This is a genomic window from Streptococcus sp. 27098_8_70, assembly GCF_041432215.1.
GTDB classification, from domain to species: domain Bacteria; phylum Bacillota; class Bacilli; order Lactobacillales; family Streptococcaceae; genus Streptococcus; species Streptococcus oralis_CP.
Genome location: NZ_JAPVZD010000001.1, coordinates 610455 through 630232, shown reverse-complemented (window position 1 = coordinate 630232; position 19778 = coordinate 610455). Strand labels below are relative to the sequence as shown.

Annotated in this window: 9 protein-coding genes and 2 pseudogenes; 8 read left to right on the top strand and 3 right to left on the bottom strand. The window is 40.7% G+C overall.

Annotation, left to right across the window (positions count from 1 at the left end):
* Window positions 1-39 precede the first annotated feature (39 nt).
* From O3655_RS03010 to O3655_RS03000, 3 genes are all read right to left on the bottom strand, one after another.
* Complete coding sequence (locus O3655_RS03010; RefSeq protein WP_049478869.1) at window positions 40-492, bottom strand: NUDIX hydrolase; 453 nt, start codon at window positions 490-492, stop codon at window positions 40-42.
* A 130-nt stretch (window positions 493-622) separates the two neighbouring features.
* Complete coding sequence (locus O3655_RS03005; protein ID WP_049500096.1) at window positions 623-2881, bottom strand: ATP-dependent Clp protease ATP-binding subunit; 2259 nt, start codon at window positions 2879-2881, stop codon at window positions 623-625.
* Window positions 2882-3118: 237 nt separating this feature from the next.
* The gene (locus O3655_RS03000; RefSeq protein ID WP_000443577.1) at window positions 3119-3349 is read right to left on the bottom strand and encodes a DUF1797 family protein; all 231 of its coding nucleotides are present in this window, start codon (window positions 3347-3349) and stop codon (window positions 3119-3121) included.
* Between the two features lie 191 nt (window positions 3350-3540).
* Between O3655_RS03000 and O3655_RS02995 the strand changes: the two genes are divergently transcribed.
* The 8 genes and pseudogenes from O3655_RS02995 to O3655_RS02960 all read left to right on the top strand — a co-directional run.
* Window positions 3541-4224 carry an amino acid ABC transporter permease gene (locus tag O3655_RS02995; protein WP_001011622.1) on the top strand — a complete coding sequence of 228 codons (684 nt, stop codon included), beginning with the start codon at window positions 3541-3543 and terminating at the stop codon, window positions 4222-4224.
* Window positions 4224-4958 (top strand): amino acid ABC transporter ATP-binding protein, encoded by a 735-nt coding sequence (locus tag O3655_RS02990; protein ID WP_000140928.1) that lies wholly within the window; start codon window positions 4224-4226, stop codon window positions 4956-4958. The genes O3655_RS02995 and O3655_RS02990 overlap by 1 nt, the downstream gene beginning before the upstream one ends.
* A 33-nt stretch (window positions 4959-4991) precedes the next feature.
* Entirely contained in the window at window positions 4992-5312 is a 321-nt protein-coding gene (locus tag O3655_RS02985; protein WP_308697434.1) for a TfoX/Sxy family protein, read from the top strand.
* A 148-nt stretch (window positions 5313-5460) separates the two neighbouring features.
* Complete coding sequence (locus O3655_RS02980; RefSeq protein ID WP_000057225.1) at window positions 5461-6318, top strand: bifunctional methylenetetrahydrofolate dehydrogenase/methenyltetrahydrofolate cyclohydrolase; 858 nt, start codon at window positions 5461-5463, stop codon at window positions 6316-6318.
* Between the two features lie 4 nt (window positions 6319-6322).
* Window positions 6323-7096 (top strand): HAD hydrolase family protein, encoded by a 774-nt coding sequence (locus O3655_RS02975; RefSeq protein WP_308697433.1) that lies wholly within the window; start codon window positions 6323-6325, stop codon window positions 7094-7096.
* Window positions 7097-7439: 343 nt separating this feature from the next.
* Window positions 7440-14552 carry an SIALI-17 repeat-containing surface protein gene (locus O3655_RS02970; RefSeq protein ID WP_308697432.1) on the top strand — a complete coding sequence of 2371 codons (7113 nt, stop codon included), beginning with the start codon at window positions 7440-7442 and terminating at the stop codon, window positions 14550-14552.
* A gap of 144 nt (window positions 14553-14696) precedes the next feature.
* Window positions 14697-14825 (top strand): annotated as a pseudogene (locus O3655_RS02965) (YSIRK-type signal peptide-containing protein); the annotation flags it as partial.
* Window positions 14826-15104: 279 nt separating this feature from the next.
* A pseudogene (locus O3655_RS02960) lies at window positions 15105-19730 on the top strand (SIALI-17 repeat-containing surface protein); the annotation flags it as partial.
* Window positions 19731-19778 lie beyond the last annotated feature (48 nt).

Here is a 19778-nt window from a genome sequence, read left to right as displayed (position 1 = left end):
TAATTCTATTATAGCACTTTTTGGATAAAATCGTGTATTTTAGCCAATTCCATGCTGGATTTTCCAAGCTTCAATTCCCCATTTATGGCTACCACGTTTGAGTTTTTCAATTGCTTCATCAATAGGGAACCAAGCAATATGATTGAAATCTTCCAATGGTTTTTGTGCTTCTTTGAAAGAAATAGCTTCATAGAGATACGCTGGATTGTAGTAGTAGGTATCACGGTGGCGAGAGTAGAAATACTCATCAGCTTGTCCATAATAGGTTCCAATCTCAGCTGTAAAGCCAAGTTCTTCGATTAGTTCTCTCTTCAGTGCTTCTTGATGATCTTCGCCTGCTTCAATCTCTCCACCTGGCAAGAACCAAGCACCATTGGGAGCTTGAACTAAGACAATTTGTTTTTTCTCCGCATCCGGAATAACTGCGTACACACCATAGCGGGGCTGGTAGGTCACATTCTCTTTTTTATCACCATAAGTTGGGTTTGCCATTGCTTTTTCCTCATTCTCTAGTGTCTTTATTATTATCATAATGGACGAGGGGCAAGCTGTCAAGGTTTTACATTTATTTTAGTAAAAAAGGTGCAGAAAATGATAGACTTTCTGCACTTGTTATATAGATTTATTCTTCTATTTCAGAAGCAATCTCTTCTGTTTTCTCAGTTTTTTTGGCAGATTTGATTTGAATATTGCCATTGCTTGTCATAACTGCCTTGAGGTCTTTTTCACTTGGATTTTCAAGGTAGAAGTCTGTTATGGCATCCTCGATATGGTCTTGAATGGTACGGCGGAGTGGGCGTGCCCCCATTTTTGGATCATAACCTAAGTCAACCAACTTTTCCTTGACCTTGTCTGTCACATCGAGGTGGATATTGTTGCTAGAGAGGCGTTTATTGACATCCGCTAGCATGAGTTCGACGATTTGGAGAAGGTTGTCCTTGCTGAGAGGTTTAAATTCGATGATGCCGTCAAAACGGTTCATAAACTCTGGACTAAAGAAGTTACCGAGTTCACCGAGAACAGAGTTGGTACGTCCTTCACGAGCAGCTCCAAAACCAACGCTGGCTTCGGCCTTACCAGTACCCGCATTTGAGGTCATGATAATGATAGCATCCTTAAAGCTAACTGTGCGTCCTTGCCCATCAGTCAAACGACCATCGTCCAAGACTTGAAGGAACATGTGCATGACATCTGGGTGGGCTTTCTCGACCTCATCGAGAAGGATGAGTGAGTAAGGATTGCGACGAACTTTTTCCGTTAACTGACCAGCTTCATCATAGCCAACATAACCTGGAGGGGCACCGACTAATTTAGCCACACTGTGTTTTTCCATGTATTCACTCATATCAAAGCGAATCATGCTGTCAGCAGAGCCAAAGAGCTCAATGGCTAGTTGTTTAGAGAGTTCTGTCTTACCGACACCAGTTGGTCCGACAAAGAGGAAGCTTCCGATTGGCCGGTTAGGAGTTCCAAGTCCAACACGATTACGACGGATGGCTTTGGCAATCTTATCGACAGCTTCATCTTGACCTATAACATGGGCCTTGAGGTCGTCTGCTAGATGGATAAGCTGAGACTGTTCTTTTTCTTTGAGTTCTCCAACAGGGATATTGGTTTTCTGCTCAATGATATGTTCGATTGTTTTCTCGCTGATGATTGGAGTATCCTGATCGGTCACCTTGTTTTTCTGCATTTCCTTGTACTTGGCAATCTGATCGCGGAAATAAGCAGCCTTTTCAAAATCTTCCTCTCGTGTAGCTTGAGCCTTGAGATTTTCAGCCTCAATCAAGCGCTGATCAATCACTTTAGGATCAACAAAGTTCAGTGTCAGATTCATCTTAGAACCAGCTTCATCCAACAGGTCAATAGCCTTGTCTGGCAAGAAGCGGTCTTGGATATAGCGATTGGATAGATTTGCAGCAGCTTCTATAGCCGCATCAGTATACTTGACGTGATGGTAGTCTTCGTATTTCTTTTGAACCCCTTTGAGGATGGTAATGGTTTCTTCGACAGTTGGTTCATCTACCTTGACAGGTTGCATACGTCGCTCTAGGGCGGCATCTTTTTCAATGATGCGGTATTCATTGAGAGTAGTGGCTCCGACCATTTGCAATTCACCACGGGCAAGGGCTGGTTTGAGGATATTTCCTGCATCCATATTGCCATCGCCAGCAGATCCTGCACCAACAATTTCATGGATTTCATCGATAAAGAGGATGATGTCCTCGCGTTTGCGAATTTCTTCCATGAGTTTTTGCATACGTTCTTCAAATTGGCCTCGAATCCCTGTTCCTTGGACTAGACTGACCACATCCAGACGGATGACCTGCTTGCCTTGGAGTTTATGGGGGACATCGCCATCGACAATCTTCTGAGCTAGACCTTCCACAACAGCTGTTTTACCAACACCTGGTTCTCCGATAAGGACAGGATTGTTCTTGGTTCGACGGTTGAGGATTTCGATAACACGGATAATCTCCTCATCTCGACCGATAACAGGGTCAATATCTCCCCGACGAGCAATCTCAGTAATATTGATACCATATTCCTCTAGGAGTCCTTTTTCTTGGCTAGGAGGTGTTTGAAGTGGGCCACGGTTTTGAGGTCCATAACCACCGTTTCCTCCATATCCCCCACCAGATTGAGTTGGAGGGACGTTATTAGAAGAAGGTTTGAAATTGTTCAAATCATTGAAAAAGTCGCCGAAAGGATCAAAGTCATGATTGTTTAAGTCAGTCATTCCTTTAAAGAGGGTATTATTTGGATCTGTTTTGATAATTTTATAGCAATTTTGACAGAGATCAATTTGCTTTTGCTGTCCATTGATATTGGTATACAGATGAATTGTTGAGTCGTTTATTTTACAGTTTTGACAGAGCATACATCTACCTCATTTCATTCTTATTCTTGGTCTAAGAAAAAGGTCAAGAATAGTCAAAGTTTTATACTCTCATTATAGCATGATTAAGGTGTAAAGCAAGTAAAAAGATTGGGAAGTGGTCGTTTTTAAAAGAGGGATTCATGGAGAATCCAGCGACATTGAAGGTAAGAAAAAATCCCATTTGTGGTGACAAAAAGGATTCTCATTTATCGGGCCTTACTGCCCGTTGTTTTTATATTAGTAAAGGAGTTCGTAGATCTCCATTGCAATCAAATCAATGCTATCAAAGGTATAAGTTTCACGAGCTTCTACATCGCGAAGGGTGAAGAGTGATCCATTTTCTTCGTCGTGGCTGTATGCAACTTCTGCGACAACAACACCTTCACGTTCAAAATTACGTTTTAGATTTCCACCATCTTTTGTCATTGCTTCTAGGCGGTTAATGATTCTAACCAAATGTGATTCCATTTTGATTCTCCTCCATTTCTTATCGTTTCTATTTTACCATAAACAAGAGGTAGTTGACTAGAAAAAAACTGTGATTTCTCTCTATTTCTCCATTCTATCAAGTTAATTGTTAAAATTAGGGAAAAAGGATTGAATTTTAATTCAATTCATGTTATAATCATACAATCTAATACATAGAAAGTTGATTGAATATGAATTTTTCTTTTTTACCAAAGTATTTACCATATTTTAACTATGGTGCTCTGATTACCGTATTGATTTCCATCCTTGTTGTCTGCTTAGGGACCATTATAGGTGTGTTACTGGCCTTTGCTCAGCGATCACGCTTTAAACCGCTCGTTTGGTTTGCGAATGTGTATGTTTGGATCTTCCGTGGTACTCCGATGATGGTTCAGATTATGATTGCCTTTGCTCTTATGCATATCAATGCTCCGACTATCCAAGTGGGAATTTTAGGAGTTGATCTTTCTCGTTTGATTCCTGGTATTCTGATTATTTCTATGAATAGTGGAGCTTACGTTTCAGAAACTGTTCGTGCGGGGATCAATGCGGTTCCTAAAGGGCAGTTAGAGGCTGCTTACTCTCTTGGTATTCGTCCGAAAAATGCCATGCGTTATGTCATTTTGCCACAAGCTATCAAAAATATTCTTCCAGCTCTAGGAAATGAATTTATCACCATTATCAAGGATAGTTCCCTCTTGTCGGCGATTGGGGTGATGGAGTTGTGGAATGGTGCAACGACAGTAGCAACAACAACTTATTTACCATTGACTCCACTTTTATTTGCAGCCTTTTACTACTTGATTATGACCTCTGTTTTGACAGTAGCGTTGAAAGCATTTGAAAAACATATTGGACAAGGAGACAAGAAATAATGACAGAAACCTTGATTAAAATTGAAGAATTACATAAGTCTTTTGGGAAAAATGAAGTTTTAAAAGGCATCAATCTTGAGATTAAACGTGGAGAAGTTGTGGTCATTATCGGTCCGTCAGGTAGCGGGAAATCAACTCTCCTTCGTTCGATGAATCTCCTTGAAGAAGCAAGTAAAGGTAAGGTTATCTTTGAAGGAGTCGATATTACGGATAAGAAAAATGACCTTTTTACCATGCGTGAAAAGATGGGTATGGTATTCCAACAATTCAACCTCTTTCCCAATATGACAGTGATGGAAAATATCACTTTGTCACCAATTAAAACCAAAGGTGAAAGCAAGGAAGTTGCGAAGAAAAGAGCACAGGAACTGTTAGAAAAAGTTGGCTTGCCAGATAAGGCAACGACCTATCCACAGAGTTTGTCAGGTGGTCAGCAACAACGGATTGCTATCGCACGTGGACTGGCAATGGAGCCAGATGTTTTGCTCTTTGATGAGCCGACTTCAGCCCTAGACCCTGAGATGGTTGGAGAAGTTCTAGCTGTTATGCAAGACCTTGCCAAGTCAGGGATGACCATGGTGATTGTGACTCATGAAATGGGCTTTGCGCGTGAGGTAGCAGACCGTGTTATCTTTATGGCGGATGGAGTTGTTGTCGAAGATGGAACACCAGAGGAGATTTTCGATCAAACAAAAGAACAACGGACCAAGGAATTTTTGAGTAAGGTTTTGTAATACCTCATTTTTAGAAGAAATGGAGTAGGCATCATGGCTTCCAGTAAAGAATATTTAAATTTTATTCTCGAACAGCTATCAGAGCTAGAGGAGATGAGTTATCGTCCAATGATGGGAGAGTATATCCTTTATTATCGTGGGAAGATTATTGGGGGAATCTATGATAATCGTTTGTTACTGAAGCCTGTGAAGCTGGTCATGGATCAACTGGGACAGACTAGGTTTGAACGTCCTTATGAAGGAGCTAAGGAGATGATTTTGATAGAAGACATTGAAGATAAATCATTTCTAATGAGATTAATCAAGGAGATGTATGAAGTCTTACCGGCTCCAAAAATCAAAAAGAAAGCATGACAGATTTACCTAGTATAAATAGGCATAAAAGCTCGATAAGGGCTTTTTCTTATAGTTTCAGACTATAAGGTCCATTAGGCAAGAAATGTTAGAATGGCAAGGTATTTTTTGATATAATAGAGGATATTTGATAGAAAAGAGAAGAGATATGGCACAGATTATTGATGGGAAGGCTCTTGCAGCTAAGTTACAAGGACAGTTGGCTGAAAAGACTGCCAAACTAAAAGAAGAAACAGGTCTAGTTCCAGGGTTGGTAGTAATTTTGGTTGGGGACAATCCTGCCAGTCAAGTCTACGTTCGCAACAAGGAACGTTCAGCTCTTGCTGCAGGATTCCGTAGTGAAGTAGTGCGAGTTCCAGAGACCATTACCCAAGCGGAATTGTTAGACTTGATTGCCAAATACAATCAAGATCCAGCTTGGCATGGGATTTTGGTTCAATTACCTTTGCCAAAACATATTGACGAAGAGGCAGTTTTATTAGCTATTGACCCCGAAAAAGACGTGGATGGTTTCCATCCCCTAAACATGGGTCGCCTCTGGTCTGGTCATCCAGTTATGATTCCTTCAACACCTGCAGGAATTATGGAGATGTTTCATGAATATGGGATTGATCTAGAAGGTAAAAATGCGGTTGTCATCGGTCGTTCAAATATTGTTGGAAAACCGATGGCTCAGCTTCTTTTAGCCAAGAATGCGACTGTGACTTTGACTCACTCACGCACCCATCATCTTGCCAAGGTTGCTGCTAAGGCGGATATTCTTGTGGTTGCAATCGGTCGCGCTAAGTTTGTGACTGCTGACTTTGTCAAACCAGGAGCGGTTGTCATTGACGTTGGGATGAACCGAGATGAAAATGGCAAGCTTTGTGGAGATGTTGATTATGATGCTGTTGCACCACTTGCTAGTCACATCACTCCTGTACCTGGTGGAGTTGGTCCTATGACTATTACTATGCTAATGGAGCAAACCTATCAGGCAGCGCTTCGAACACTAAACAAGGACTAGGAAAATGAAATTCGTATTTGACCTGGATGGAACGCTATCTTTTGACTACATGACCATAGATGAGGAGATTCAGCAGGTTCTTTTAAAGGCTGAAGATTATGGGCATGAGGTTGTGTTTGCCTCAGCTCGCTCTTATCGGGATTGTTTGGGTTTATTAGGCCCTGAACTCAGTCAGCGCTTGGTCATAGGGTTGAATGGCGGTGTAGCCTATCATTTGGGGAAGGGTATCTTTGAAAGGAATCTCGATGCTAGAGTTTATCAGGCGCTAGTGGATTATTGCCAGACTTATAATCTCCCTTTCTTTGTAGATGATTGCTTTGACTATAGTGGTCAGATTGTAGAGAAGATTCCATTTTTCTCCAGTGTGGATCCCCTAAAGGTGGCTCGTCATCAGAAACTTGAGGACTTAGGGACTCCGATTAAGGTAGTCGTTTATATGGGTGACCATGAGGAGTTGCTTGATGATCTACTTGGTCAGTTAGAAAGACTGGGGCAGGCTCATCTCTCCTATCATGCGCATGAAAAGTGCCTTTATGTTAATCCCTTGGATACTCATAAGGCGACAACTGTTGAAAAATTATGTGGGGAGAACTTCATCGCTTTTGGAAATGACCAAAACGATATTGAACTATTTAAAACGTCTCTCTATTCTGTCCAGATAGGAGATTTTGCCGGCCTTACTCCATATGCAGATGACACGTTAGAGCTAAAAGGAGCTCCTTCTCCAGCAGTGGCAGCTAAAATCTTACAGACCTTTGCGGAATTTAAGGGAAAATAGTGTAGAAGGAGGTTCGCCTTCTTTTTATGTAGAGTAATGCAGTCTATAAACTATAAATTTGAAGTTTTAAAAAGATATTAATGGAATTCAATTTGTAGTAGAAAGAGTCTAGAACCGAAAGCTATTTTCATTGCAACTATTCCTTTTAAATGCCCCCTTCTTATATATCATTTTATTGGGTTAAATTAATGGAAAATAATTGCAATTTAAGGTGCTTTTTGATATATTTAATATATAAAATATATTATAAAACTTGGTACATGTTTGTGTATTCAGAAGGAGGTTATTTTTTAAAATAAAGTAAGCGCTTACTTTGTATCAAGAAAAAGAAATGAGGATTTTAATGAACAAAAGACTTTTTGATAAACGTTGTCATTATAGCATTCGTAAATTTGCAATAGGTGCGGCATCTGTAATGATTGGGGCTAGTATATTTGGTATTTCTGCTGTACAAGCTGAGGAGGTGGATTCATCCAATGCTAAAACAGAAGAAACAACTGTTCATCAAGCTCAACCTTTAGATAAGCTTCCCGATGATGTGGTAGCTGCTATTGCAAAGGCTGATGAGAATGGTGGGCGTGAGTTTGTAAAACCAAAAGCTGAATCGGCAGAAGACAAAGTGACTAAGGATACAGAACCTACTACACCTACTAACGAGAGTAGTCGTGAATTGGTTAGTCCTAAAGGGGAAACTCCAAATAAAGTAGAAGAAGGAAACAAGGCTGATAACAAACAGAAATCTGAAGAGGCAAATCCAAAGCCTGTTGAATCTGCAGTAACAGCTGGAACAGAAGTGAAAAAGGATTCTAAAAAAACTTCTGAAAAGGACCAAGTGAAAGCAGACACAGAGATTAAACCTTCTTCTGAAAAATCGCAAGTGCTGTCTAGAGAGTCAAACAAAGCCGAAGTTGAAAAGGAAAAACAGCTATTATCGGAACGAAAACAAGATTTTAATAAAGATTGGTATTTTAAACTAAATGCCCAAGGAGATTTTTCAAAAAAAGATGTGGATGTTCATGATTGGTCTAAATTGAATCTTCCTCATGATTGGAGTATTTATTTTGACTTTGATCACAAGTCTCCCGCTCGTAATGAAGGTGGGCAGTTAAATGGTGGAACAGCTTGGTATCGTAAGACTTTCATATTAGACGAAGCAGACAAGAATAAGGATGTTCGTATCAATTTTGATGGGGTTTACATGGATTCAAAGGTCTATGTAAATGGTAAATTTGTCGGACATTATCCAAGTGGCTATAATCATTTTTCATATGATATTACAGAATTTTTAAACAAGGATGGTAGTGAAAATTCAATTACTGTTCAAGTGACCAATAAGCAACCAAGTAGTCGTTGGTATTCAGGAAGTGGGATTTATCGTGATGTAACCCTTAGTTATCGTGATAAAGTCCATGTTGCCGAAAATGGTAATCATATCACTACTCCAAAACTTGCTGAGCAAAAAGAAGGGAATGTTGAAACACAGGTTCAAAGTAAGATTAAAAATACGGATAAGAAGGCTGCTAAAGTCTTTGTGGAACAACAAATTTTTACTAAGGAAGGTAAGGTTGTTTCAGAATTAGTCCGCTCTGAAACGAAGAATTTAGCAGAAAATGAAACTGCAGATTTCAGACAAACAATCCTAGTTAATAAACCAACTCTTTGGACGACAAAAAGTTATCATCCTCAACTGTATGTGTTGAAAACAAAGGTTTATAAAGAAGGTCAACTAGTTGATGTAACAGAAGATACATTTGGTTACCGTTATTTCAATTGGACTGCTAAGGAAGGTTTCTCTCTGAATGGTGAACGCATGAAATTCCACGGAGTCAGTATTCACCATGACAATGGAGCCTTGGGGGCAGAAGAGAATTATAAGGCTACCTATCGTAAATTAAAACTCTTGAAAGATATGGGGGTTAACTCTATTCGAACAACCCACAATCCAGCGAGTCCTCAGTTGCTTGATGCTGCAGCTAGTTTAGGTCTTTTGGTTCAAGAGGAAGCTTTTGATACTTGGTATGGTGGCAAGAAGACTTACGACTATGGACGGTTCTTTGATCAAGATGCAACTCATCCGGAGGCTAAGAAGGGTGAGAAGTGGTCTGATTTTGATCTCAGAACAATGGTAGAACGTGATAAGAACAATCCGTCTATCGTCATGTGGTCTCTTGGAAATGAGGTAGAGGAGGCAAATGGTAGTCCTCGTTCTATCGAAACTGCTAAACGATTGAAGGCAGTTATCAAAGCGATTGATACTGAGCGTTATGTAACCATGGGGGAAAACAAATTTAGTCGTGCAGCGACAGGTGATTTCTTGAAACTCGCAGAAATTATGGATGCTGTCGGTATGAACTATGGTGAACGTAATTATGATGCTGTTCGTAGAGCGCATCCAGACTGGCTCATTTATGGTTCTGAAACCTCTTCAGCTACTAGGACGCGTGATTCTTATTATAACCCTGCTCAAATCCTTGGACATGACAATCGTCCAAATCGTCACTATGAACAATCTGACTATGGTAATGACCGTGTTGGATGGGGAAGAACAGCTACTGAATCATGGACTTTTGACCGTGATCGTGCTGGCTATGCTGGACAATTTATCTGGACAGGAATTGACTATATTGGAGAACCGACTCCATGGCATAACCAAGATAGTACACCTGTCAAGAGCTCTTACTTTGGTATTATTGATACAGCTGGTTTACCAAAGAATGATTTCTACCTTTACCGTAGTGAATGGTATAGTGCTAAAGAAAAGCCAACTGTTCGCATTTTACCACATTGGAACTGGACTGAAGAGACCCTTAAGGATCGCAAGATGCTGATTGATGGAAAGGTTCCGGTTCGTACCTTCTCAAATGCTGCAAGCGTCGAATTGTTCTTAAATGGAGAGTCGCTTGGTAAAAAGGAATTTACTAAGAAAAGGACAGAAGATGGACGTCCATATCATGAGGGAGCTAAACCAAGTGAATTGTATCTTGAGTGGCTTGTGAAATACCAACCAGGCACACTGACTGCGATTGCTCGAGATGAAAATGGCAACGAAATTGCGCGTGATAGTGTGACAACTGCTGGGGAGCCAGCAAGAGTTCGTCTGACTAAAGAAGAGCATGTTATCACTGCAGATGGAAAGGACCTATCCTACATCCATTATGAAATTGTTGATGGCGATGGTAATGTGGTTCCTACAGCTAACAATCTTGTTCATTTCAATCTTCATGGTCAGGGACAAATCGTTGGTGTGGATAATGGAGAACAAGCTAGTCGTGAACGCTACAAAGCTCAAGCAGATGGAACATGGCAAAGACGTGCTTTCAATGGTAAAGGGGTTGTCATTGTAAAATCAACAGAAAAAGAAGGTAAATTTACTCTTTTTGCAGATTCTGCTGGTTTGACATCTGATAGCGCAACGGTCGCAACGGTGTCTGGTAAGAAAGAAAATCGTCACTTTGTAGCCTTTGCTCCTGTAAAAGCAACAACTGATGTGACGACAAATCCTGAATTACCTCAAACAGTAACAGCTATTTATAGTGACGGTAGTGTTGAGGAAAAGACTGTAACTTGGGAAATGCCATCTGACTTGCTTACAAGCGCAGGTGAGAAAAAAGTATCAGGACGTGTAGAAGGTTTGGAAACTAAAGCTGAGGCACTTGTTAAAGTGATTGCTTTAGATAGATGGTTACCAAAAGTTGCTACAGTCCCAGTTGGAACGAATGCGGCTGATTTGGATAAAACGGTCACAGCTGTTCTGACAGATGGTAGCTTGATTGATACTGATGTTGTTTCTTGGACCTTGAAAGACCCTGCTGCTTTGAACAAGGAAGGTGGACGTACGGAGGCTACTGGTAAATTGGTAGATGACGACCGTGAAGTGACTGCAACCTTTATCGCAAGTAGTAAGGAAACAACAAGTAGCATTACAGGACTTACTGTTGGGGATAAAGCTCTTGAGAATTTTGAGTCTGGCAAGACCTATTACCGTGTATCCCTTCCTTACACTGCAACTATTCCAAGTGTTGGAGCTCAGACTACCGGATATCAAGTAACTGTTCAGCAAGCTTCTGCTGATAATGGTTATCAGGCTTCTGTCTTCTTGAGTGACCAAAAGGGTGACTTGGTTCAAACTTACTTAATTCAGTTTGTGAAGGAAGCTCCCGCTTTGAAACGTTTGGAAGTGGTTGTAGAAGGAAAAGAAACTGCCACTGAAGATCAAGTATTAACTTACCACGTCATTGGTCGTTATGAGGATGGTTCACAAACAGAGTTTTCGGCTTCAGATATTCACTTAGAAGCTAAATCATCTGATGGGGGACATCTTGAGGTGAATGGTCAGAATATATTCCTCTATACTAAGGGAAGAGTGACTTTGACACCTCGAATCGATAATCAAACAGAGAAAACAGAATCTGTAACCACTGAAGTGGTGATTAAAGAAAATAAAGTCAGCAAGAAGATTGTGAAACTTCATCCTGTGTCTGTTTCTACAGATATCAATCAGCAACCGAATCTACCTAAAGAAGTTGGAGCAGAATTTGATAAGGGCTTGCCACGCAAAGTATCTGTAGCTTGGGATAAGGTAGATGAAAAAGAGTTGGGGCACTATCATAGCTTTACGCTTAAAGGACATGTGGAAGGCACAGATATTGAAGCTCAAGCGACTGTAACGGTTGAAGGATTGCAAGTTGCAGAGGAAATCAGTCTCACAGTACCTAAGGGTGAGACGGTTCAATTGCCAGCTAATGTTCGGGCTTACCATTCTAACGGAACAACTATCTATAAAGATGTTGTTTGGGATCAGGTTCCAGCCAACTTTAGTCAAACTGAAGGGGTCTATGAAATCAATGGTCGTTTAGTAGGTAGCAATCTGACAACTAAAGCTCATGTTCGAGTGTCTAGTCAAGTGGTTGCTGGAAATAATATCTCTAAACAATGGACAGGTTCACAATTACCAGCTGCCATTGTATCCAATACAGGAGGAGATGACACAGCCAACACCTTGAACGATTTGACTGTATCAAGAACGCCATCAGATGCTAAAAATAGATGGACTACTTGGAGAACAAATACTGATAACGACTGGGCTTCTATCTTATTTGGTAATTCAGGAGACTTGACGAAGCGTTTTGTCAACAATTTGTCGGTTGATTTCTATACTGATGGAGCAATTGGTCTTCCAAAAGAATATGTAGTTGAATATTATGTAGGTAAAGAAATTCCAGATTTACCAAGTGATGTCAGTCATGCGCAACGAGATAGCAATCATCCATTTAATAATCCAGACAATTGGAAAGCAGTTGAAAACTTACATGCTCCAAGTCAGCTGTCTGCAACTCAAACAAATCACTTCACATTTGACAAGGTCGAAACCTACGCTGTTCGTATTCGTATGAAGAAAGCAGATGGAACATCAGGTGTTGGTCTGACAGAGCTAACTGTGCTTGGAAACAAGGTCTTAAGTGAAACAAGTTCAGAGATTTCTATCAAGGTAGATGGCAAGGATCTTGAACATTTTAATCCATCTAAGACAGATTACTATATTCCTCAATCTAGCAAAGAAATCACAGCAACAGCTAGCAATAATGGTTTGGTAACAGTTGTTCCTGCAACAAGTCCAAAAGGTGCAACACGTCTCATCTTGAAAGCAGAAGATGGTACGGTGTTGAAAGAATATCGAATTTTCCGCAATGATGAGAGAGAAACTAGTCAACCTCTTGCGGCAGAAAACAGTGCTAAAATCTTGAATGTTGGAGACAATCTTCAACTTCCTTCAGAAGTAAGTGTTTATTATCCAACTTCAACTAATTGGACTACAGATAAACTTGCAGTGAAGTGGGATGCTATTCCTGAACATGCGACAGAGCATGAGGGAACATTTGAAGTTACCGGTCATGTCATTGGTACAAATCTAACGACTAAAATGCAGGTGACAGTTGTTGCTAAAGGCAATCAAGTCATTTCAGAAAATCCAAGCAACAATGAAACTGATTCTAAAGCCTTTGCTTCGACAACGAACGATACTCAAGCAGCTTCAAATGATCGAATTTTCTATATCAATGATGGAAAATACAATGAAGATGGACGTTGGACAAACTGGTCTCGTACTCCGAAAAATCAAGAAACTTCTGTTGGATTACTCTTTAAGAAGGATGGAAAAATTGCTTCTCAATCTATTGGGAAAGTAGCCATTCAGTTCTTTAAAGATAGTGGCACAGATGCTCCAGAGAAAATGGTTCTAGAAAGATATATTGGTCCTGCTTTTACAGAACCAAGTACGATTTCTCGTTACGAAGAAAATGCCGATCATCCATTTAACAAGGCAGAAAATTGGGCACCAATTTCTTACAAAGCTTCTGGAGAATTAGTAGCTGGTAAACTAATCGAGTTTAACTTTGAACCGGTTCAAACGACAGCTATTCGTGCGCGCATGACTCGTAAGGCTACCACCAATGGTCTTGCACTTGTAGAATTTACAGCCTACTCTGCAGGCAAGGGATCAGAAGTGGAAACACCATCAGCGACTATTTCGATCGACGGAAAAGCATTGGAAAACTTTGATCCAAATGTGACAGATTACACTCTAACAACAATGGGTTCAAAACCAAAAGTCACTGCAACAACTAGTGGACATGGAGTTGTTACAGTTGTGGATTCTGGAAATGCCAATCTTCCAACACTGGTTCGTCTTGTTTCCAAAGATGGAAATCTGGTGAAAGAATATCGTTTACACTTTAAGTCTACCTTCCAAACAACACCAACAGAAGGCGTTAAGAACTTAGTAGCAGAAACTCCAAGTTTGGAAATTGAAAAGACTCCGCTTCCGTTTAAAGAAGTTATTCGTGAAAACCCTGAACTTGCTCAAGGTCAACGTCGTATCGTTTCTGAAGGACAAGATGGAGAAAAAGTTGACTATATTCAAGTCTTGGGTACTACTAGAAGTCTTGTTCATTCTGAAGAAAGAAAGGCTCAGGATCGCATTGTTGAAGTAGGAGTGAAAGCATCTATTTCAAGTAGTAAAGGCGAGGAGCCAGCTCCAGTCAATGAAGTTCCAGAATTCAAAGGAGGTGCTAACTTTGTAGAAGCAGCAGTAAACGAAGTTCCAGAATACACAGGAACTCTTGCTACTGTAGGAGATCAAGCGGCACCAAGCGTTGAGAAACCTGAATTTAAGGGTGGCGTTAATGCTGTAATGGCTCTAGAACATAAACTTCCAGAGTATCATGGTGTTCTAGCCACGGTAGGAAATGAGGAAGCGCCTGTTCTTGAAAAACCAGATTATCCAGTAGAGCTATTAGCTCATGACCAGACTATAAAACCAAATGTTTCAGTAGTAAAAGAAGAGCAAAATAGATTACCAGAAACAGGTGAGGGAGAATCTGAAACAGCCATTTTCTTGGCAGGTGTTAGCTTGGCCTTGTCAGCAGCCCTATTAACTGCAAAACGAAAAGAGGATTAGTTTGTGCGTCTAATGCTATCCTATTGGTATAGCTTGGTCGATGATAAAAAATCACATCGATAAATGAGTTGAAGAGATGGAGAGGACCGATTAGGCCTCTCCATCTTTACTAGTAAAAATGGAATCGTTTACTTTCGTGTTTGGATGAAAGGAGATAAGATAAAGATGGATAAAAATTTTTTCAATAAACGTTGTCATTACAGTATTCGTAAATTCGCTATTGGAGTAGCTTCTATTATGATTGGTGCCAGTATCTTTGGTGTTAATTTAGTAGAGGCAGCAGAAACAGGTAATGTAGGAGATAAAGAGGGAACTATAACTCAAGCTCAGCCATTGGAAAAGTTACCTGATGAACTTGCAGCAGTTTTGAAGAAAGCAGAAGAAAATGCTGGGAAGGAAGCTAGCTCGACAGTTGGAAATGGGGAAACTACAGGAACGATTGGTTCTACTGATTCGACAAATAATCTTAAACCAGCTGAAGCACCTAGAATTCCAGAGAATGAAACAAAGCCGTCTGAAGCCATGAGTGGAGGACAAAATGATAAAGAAATCGCTAAACCTAGTCAACCAATTACACCTGAAACTCCAAAAGTAGACCAAACCGGTGATGGAACAGTTGAATTGGCAGATCAATTCACTGCAAGTAAACCAGCTAGCGAAGATAGCATTGCAGCTGCCAGCAAGAGCGCAGACTATCTCAAGAAAGAGTACAAGGTCTTCCCAACGCCACAAAAAGTAACTTATGGCGAAGGTGTTACAGCCCTTCGTAAGCAAGTCAATCTGGTCATGGGCGATCAACTCGATATCTATACTCGTAATCGCTTGAAGAGTGTCTTGCAGGACAATCAAGTATCTTATACAACTGGTAAGGCAGCAATCGCAGGCGCAACCAATATCTATCTTGGGGTGCATGGACAAGGCTCACAAGCAGAGCAAAACTTGTCCAATGTTTCAGCAGGTCTCTTTGACAAGATTGACGCCTATGTCTTGAGCATCAAGGATAATTCGATTTCCATCGTCGGAAAAGACACAGATGCAGTCTTCTATGGTTTGACAACTTTGAAACACATGCTCAAGGAAAGCCAAGTGCCAGTCCTTCGAAATGTGACAGTAGAAGATTACGCAGAGCTCAAGAACCGTGGTTTCATCGAAGGTTACTATGGAAACCCATGGTCTAATGAAAATCGTAAAGAATTGATGCGTTATGGAAGTGAATTGAAGTTAACTCAATACTATTTCGCACCAAAAGATGATCCATACCACAATAAGAAATGGCGTGAACTTTACCCAGAAGAAAAACTGGCTGAAATCCGAGAACTTGCACGTGTCGGTAATCAAACGAAAACACGTTATGTTTGGACCATCCATCCATTTATGAACAATCGTATCCGCTTTGGCAATGAAGCGCATTACCAGGCTGATCTTGCAACCATAAAGGCTAAGTTTACTCAGTTGTTGGACGTGGGAGTGCGTGAATTTGGCGTGCTTGCAGATGATGCACCAAGCCCAGTTGGTGGTTACCATAGTTATGTTCGCTTGATGAAGGATATCACAAATTGGTTGACTGGAAAACAAACAACATACAGTGGTCTCCGTAAAGATATGATTTTTGTTCCTGCCTGGTACATGGGACAAGGAACTGAAGCTGAACTTCGAACCTTGAATGAACATCTTCCTGAAAATGTCCATTTAACTCTTACTGGTGGAAAGGTCTGGGGGGCTGTTGACCAAACATTCTTAACTAACTTAAAGAAAAATTTAACAGAAGGTGGTAAGACTTACCGTCCAATTCAGTTCTGGATTAACTGGCCATGTAATGATAATACAAAACCCCACTTAATTCTTGGAGGTGGTGAAAAATTCTTACATCCAAATGTTGATTTATCACTTGCACAAGGAATTATGCTAAATCCAATGCAACAATCTGAAGCATCTAAAGTGGCACTTTTTGATATGGCTCAGTATGGATGGAAACAATGGAGAAGTGTAGAAGAAGCAGAACAAATCAACGATATGGCCTTTAACTATGTAGTTAATGATCATTTTGAAGAAAGCAGTGTTTCGAAGGCTTTTCGAGAACTCGGAAAACACATGCGCAATCAAAATAGACCTCCCCATGTCACTAAATTAGAAGAGTCTGTAGAATTGGCTCCAAAATTGACAGAATTCTATAACAAACTCAAATCTGGTCAAAATCTGGATACTGAAAGAAAAGAGTTGAGGGAAATTTTTGCTGGTTTGAAAGCCAATGCTCTATTACTTAAAGAAAAAGGTGATCAGAAATTAATCGAACAAATTCACTATTGGTTAGAGAATACAGTAGATCAAATAAACGCGCTTGAAGCTTTCCTAACAGCTACAGAAGGTCTTACTGAAAAGAATGATGCCAAGGTGTGGGAGTATTATCAGGCCGGAGTCAAACATTATGACCAGTCAGTTAAGTATGCCTTCTTTTACGTTGACCATTATGAATACGCAGAATTTGGTGTCCAACATATTCGACCATTTATCAATAATCTCAAAGAATACTTAGCCTTACATATCCAAGCAATGTTGAATCCAGATAAATTTGTGACAACATTTATTACGAATCGTGCTGGAATAGAAGGCGGATTGAAAGAAGTCACAGATGGTGACTTTGATACACATGTGATTGCCAAAACAACCATTGTGATTGAGAGAGGCGATTATGTAGGCTTGCGCTTTAATAAGGCAATTAAAATACACAAATTAGGTTTCGCTACGGGTACTAATACGGCCGATAATTATACCTTTAGTAATGCTCTTGTTGAATATCAAAATAAACATGGAGAATGGGTAGCCATAACGAGCCCCGCTTATACTGGTAGAGAACGTATTCTGGAATTTAATGACCTCGATATCACAGCTCAAGCTGTTCGTATGATAGCAACAGCTAAGAAGGATAATGCTTGGCTTGCCATGCGTGAAATTGCTGTTAACAGACCCCTAGAATTGGATAGTAAGAAGGTTAGGGGCACTATTAGTTTAAGTCCAAACCTTGTTTACAAATATGGAACAAGTGTTGTTCAGATGCAAGATGGTCGAGAAAACACAGAATCCATGATGGCACATGTTGATCAGACCAATGTCACACCAGCGCAAGCCTGGGTAAAAATGGACTTAGGTGGGCTGCACAAAGTAAAACGAGTTCATCTGATGCAAGGGGAACGAGACAAACTAGCATCTGGTGTCATCGAATATTCTGCAGATGGTACAAATTGGACAACGCTTCAAAATTTATCAGGGCAACGAACTTCTGATATTGTGAAAGAATTTACAACTCGTTTTGTTCGCATTCGCAATACACAAACCTTAAATAAGTGGTGGAGGATTGCGGAATTTACAGTAGATGTCGATAGTCCAAATCTTGACTTAACGGACACCAACGTCGATGCCTTGAAGGAAACGCCGGTAGTGGATAGCTTAGGCAGTTACGAGCTTCAAATTCCAGCTGGAACCAAACTCCCTGCTCATAGCTATCTAGGTATGAAACTTGACCGTATCCATCAAATCAAGAGCATCCAGCTCCAAGGCCAAGCCAACCCAGCTCTTAGTCTTGAGTACTCTGCAAATGCTCAAGAATGGATGCCGGCTAGCCAGTTGACTGATAGATCTGCAGCAAGCCACTTAGTACGTTATGTGCGTTTGGTCAACAAAACAGATCAGGAACAAGCTATTACAGCGACTTCTCTCCTTGTGACGACTAAAGAAGTGCAACCAACCAAACTAGAATCTACAACTATGGGCATTCATCCAACATACGGAAGCAATGATGTTCGTAAACTGAACAACCTAGATCAACTATTTGACGGTGTTTACAATAACTTCGTTGAGTTTTCAGACTACGCCCATAAAGATGGCCACGTAACCTTGAAACTTGGCAGCGAACGCACGATTAAGAAAATCAGAGCCTACATCCAAGACGGAACTCAAAACTACCTTCGTGATGGTAAGATCCAAGTCAGCCAGGACGGTAAAACTTGGACAGATGTTGTGACAGTAGGAGATGGTGTGGCCAATAGCACACACGATGATTCATTGACAGATGGTTGGACACATGATTCTAAGATGCCAGGAAATCGCTATATCGAGGGTGAATTGACGACACCAGTTAAAGCTAACTATCTCCGTGTCCTCTATACAGCAGACTATGATGCCCGTTTTGTAGGATTTACAGAATTGGTCATCAACGATGGTGAATTTGTCAAACCAATCAATGATCCAACAGTAGAAGGAAGTAGTGGAGAAAGCCAAGGCAACCTTTATAATAATCTTGTAGACGGCAAAGTCTTGACCAGCTACAAGTCTGAAAAAGATAAGGGCGAATTGGTGTATCACTTGTCTGAACCAACCAAAGCTAACCACCTTCGCCTTGTTTCTAGTCTTCCTGAAGGAGCGAAAGCACGTATTCTTGCTAGAACACTCAAGGATGGTCAAGACAGTTGGACAGACCTCGGTGCCATTACATCTAGTCTCCAAACTTTTGCTATCCGAAATGGCGGCTCTCTTCTAGACGTCAAATTAGTCTGGGAAGGCGGCAAGGCTGAGTTTTATGAATTGGCAAGCTTCCATCAAGAATTAACAGAAGAACCGGTTCAATCAAGCAAGGGTGAAGAACCAGCACCCGTTCTTGAGGTTCCTGAATTCACAGGTGGTGTCAATGCAGTTGAAGCCCTAGTACATGAACTTCCAGAGTACACAGGCGCATTAGCAACAGTAGGAGACCAAGCTGCTCCAACAGTAGAGAAACCTGAGTTCAAGGGTGGTGTCAATGCAGTTGAAGCCCTAGTACATGAACTTCCAGAGTACACAGGCCCAGTAGCGACAGTAGGTGACCAAGCTGCTCCAACAGTAGAGAAACCTGAGTTCAAGGGCGGTGTCAATGCAGTTGAAGCCTTGGTACATGAGCTTCCAGAGTACACAGGTCCAGTAGCAACAGTAGGCGACCAAGCTGCTCCAACAGTAGAAAAACCTGAGTTTAAGCTAAGTTCGTTAGAAAAAACTCAGACTTCAGGAGCACCAGTTCAAATTGCCAAAGAAGACAAGAGATTGCCAGAAACTGGTGAGAAACAGTCAGAAACAGCTATTTTCTTGGCAAGTGTTGGACTAGCTCTATCTGCTATCTTTGTCGCAAAAAGTAAAAAAGAAATTAATTGACTTTGAAAAAAGAGATATTTCGTAGAGGGGCTTTGTCCCCTCTTTTTC

What these genes read in the sequence shown, in the direction of transcription:
- O3655_RS03010 (WP_049478869.1), bottom strand. Translation starts at nt 492, where the DNA reads ATGGCAAACCCAACTTATGGTGATAAAAAAGAGAATGTGACCTACCAG.
- O3655_RS03005 (WP_049500096.1), bottom strand. Translation starts at nt 2,881, where the DNA reads ATGCTCTGTCAAAACTGTAAAATAAACGACTCAACAATTCATCTGTAT.
- O3655_RS03000 (WP_000443577.1), bottom strand. Translation starts at nt 3,349, where the DNA reads ATGGAATCACATTTGGTTAGAATCATTAACCGCCTAGAAGCAATGACA.
- O3655_RS02995 (WP_001011622.1), top strand. Translation starts at nt 3,541, where the DNA reads ATGAATTTTTCTTTTTTACCAAAGTATTTACCATATTTTAACTATGGT.
- O3655_RS02990 (WP_000140928.1), top strand. Translation starts at nt 4,224, where the DNA reads ATGACAGAAACCTTGATTAAAATTGAAGAATTACATAAGTCTTTTGGG.
- O3655_RS02985 (WP_308697434.1), top strand. Translation starts at nt 4,992, where the DNA reads ATGGCTTCCAGTAAAGAATATTTAAATTTTATTCTCGAACAGCTATCA.
- O3655_RS02980 (WP_000057225.1), top strand. Translation starts at nt 5,461, where the DNA reads ATGGCACAGATTATTGATGGGAAGGCTCTTGCAGCTAAGTTACAAGGA.
- O3655_RS02975 (WP_308697433.1), top strand. Translation starts at nt 6,323, where the DNA reads ATGAAATTCGTATTTGACCTGGATGGAACGCTATCTTTTGACTACATG.
- O3655_RS02970 (WP_308697432.1), top strand. Translation starts at nt 7,440, where the DNA reads ATGAACAAAAGACTTTTTGATAAACGTTGTCATTATAGCATTCGTAAA.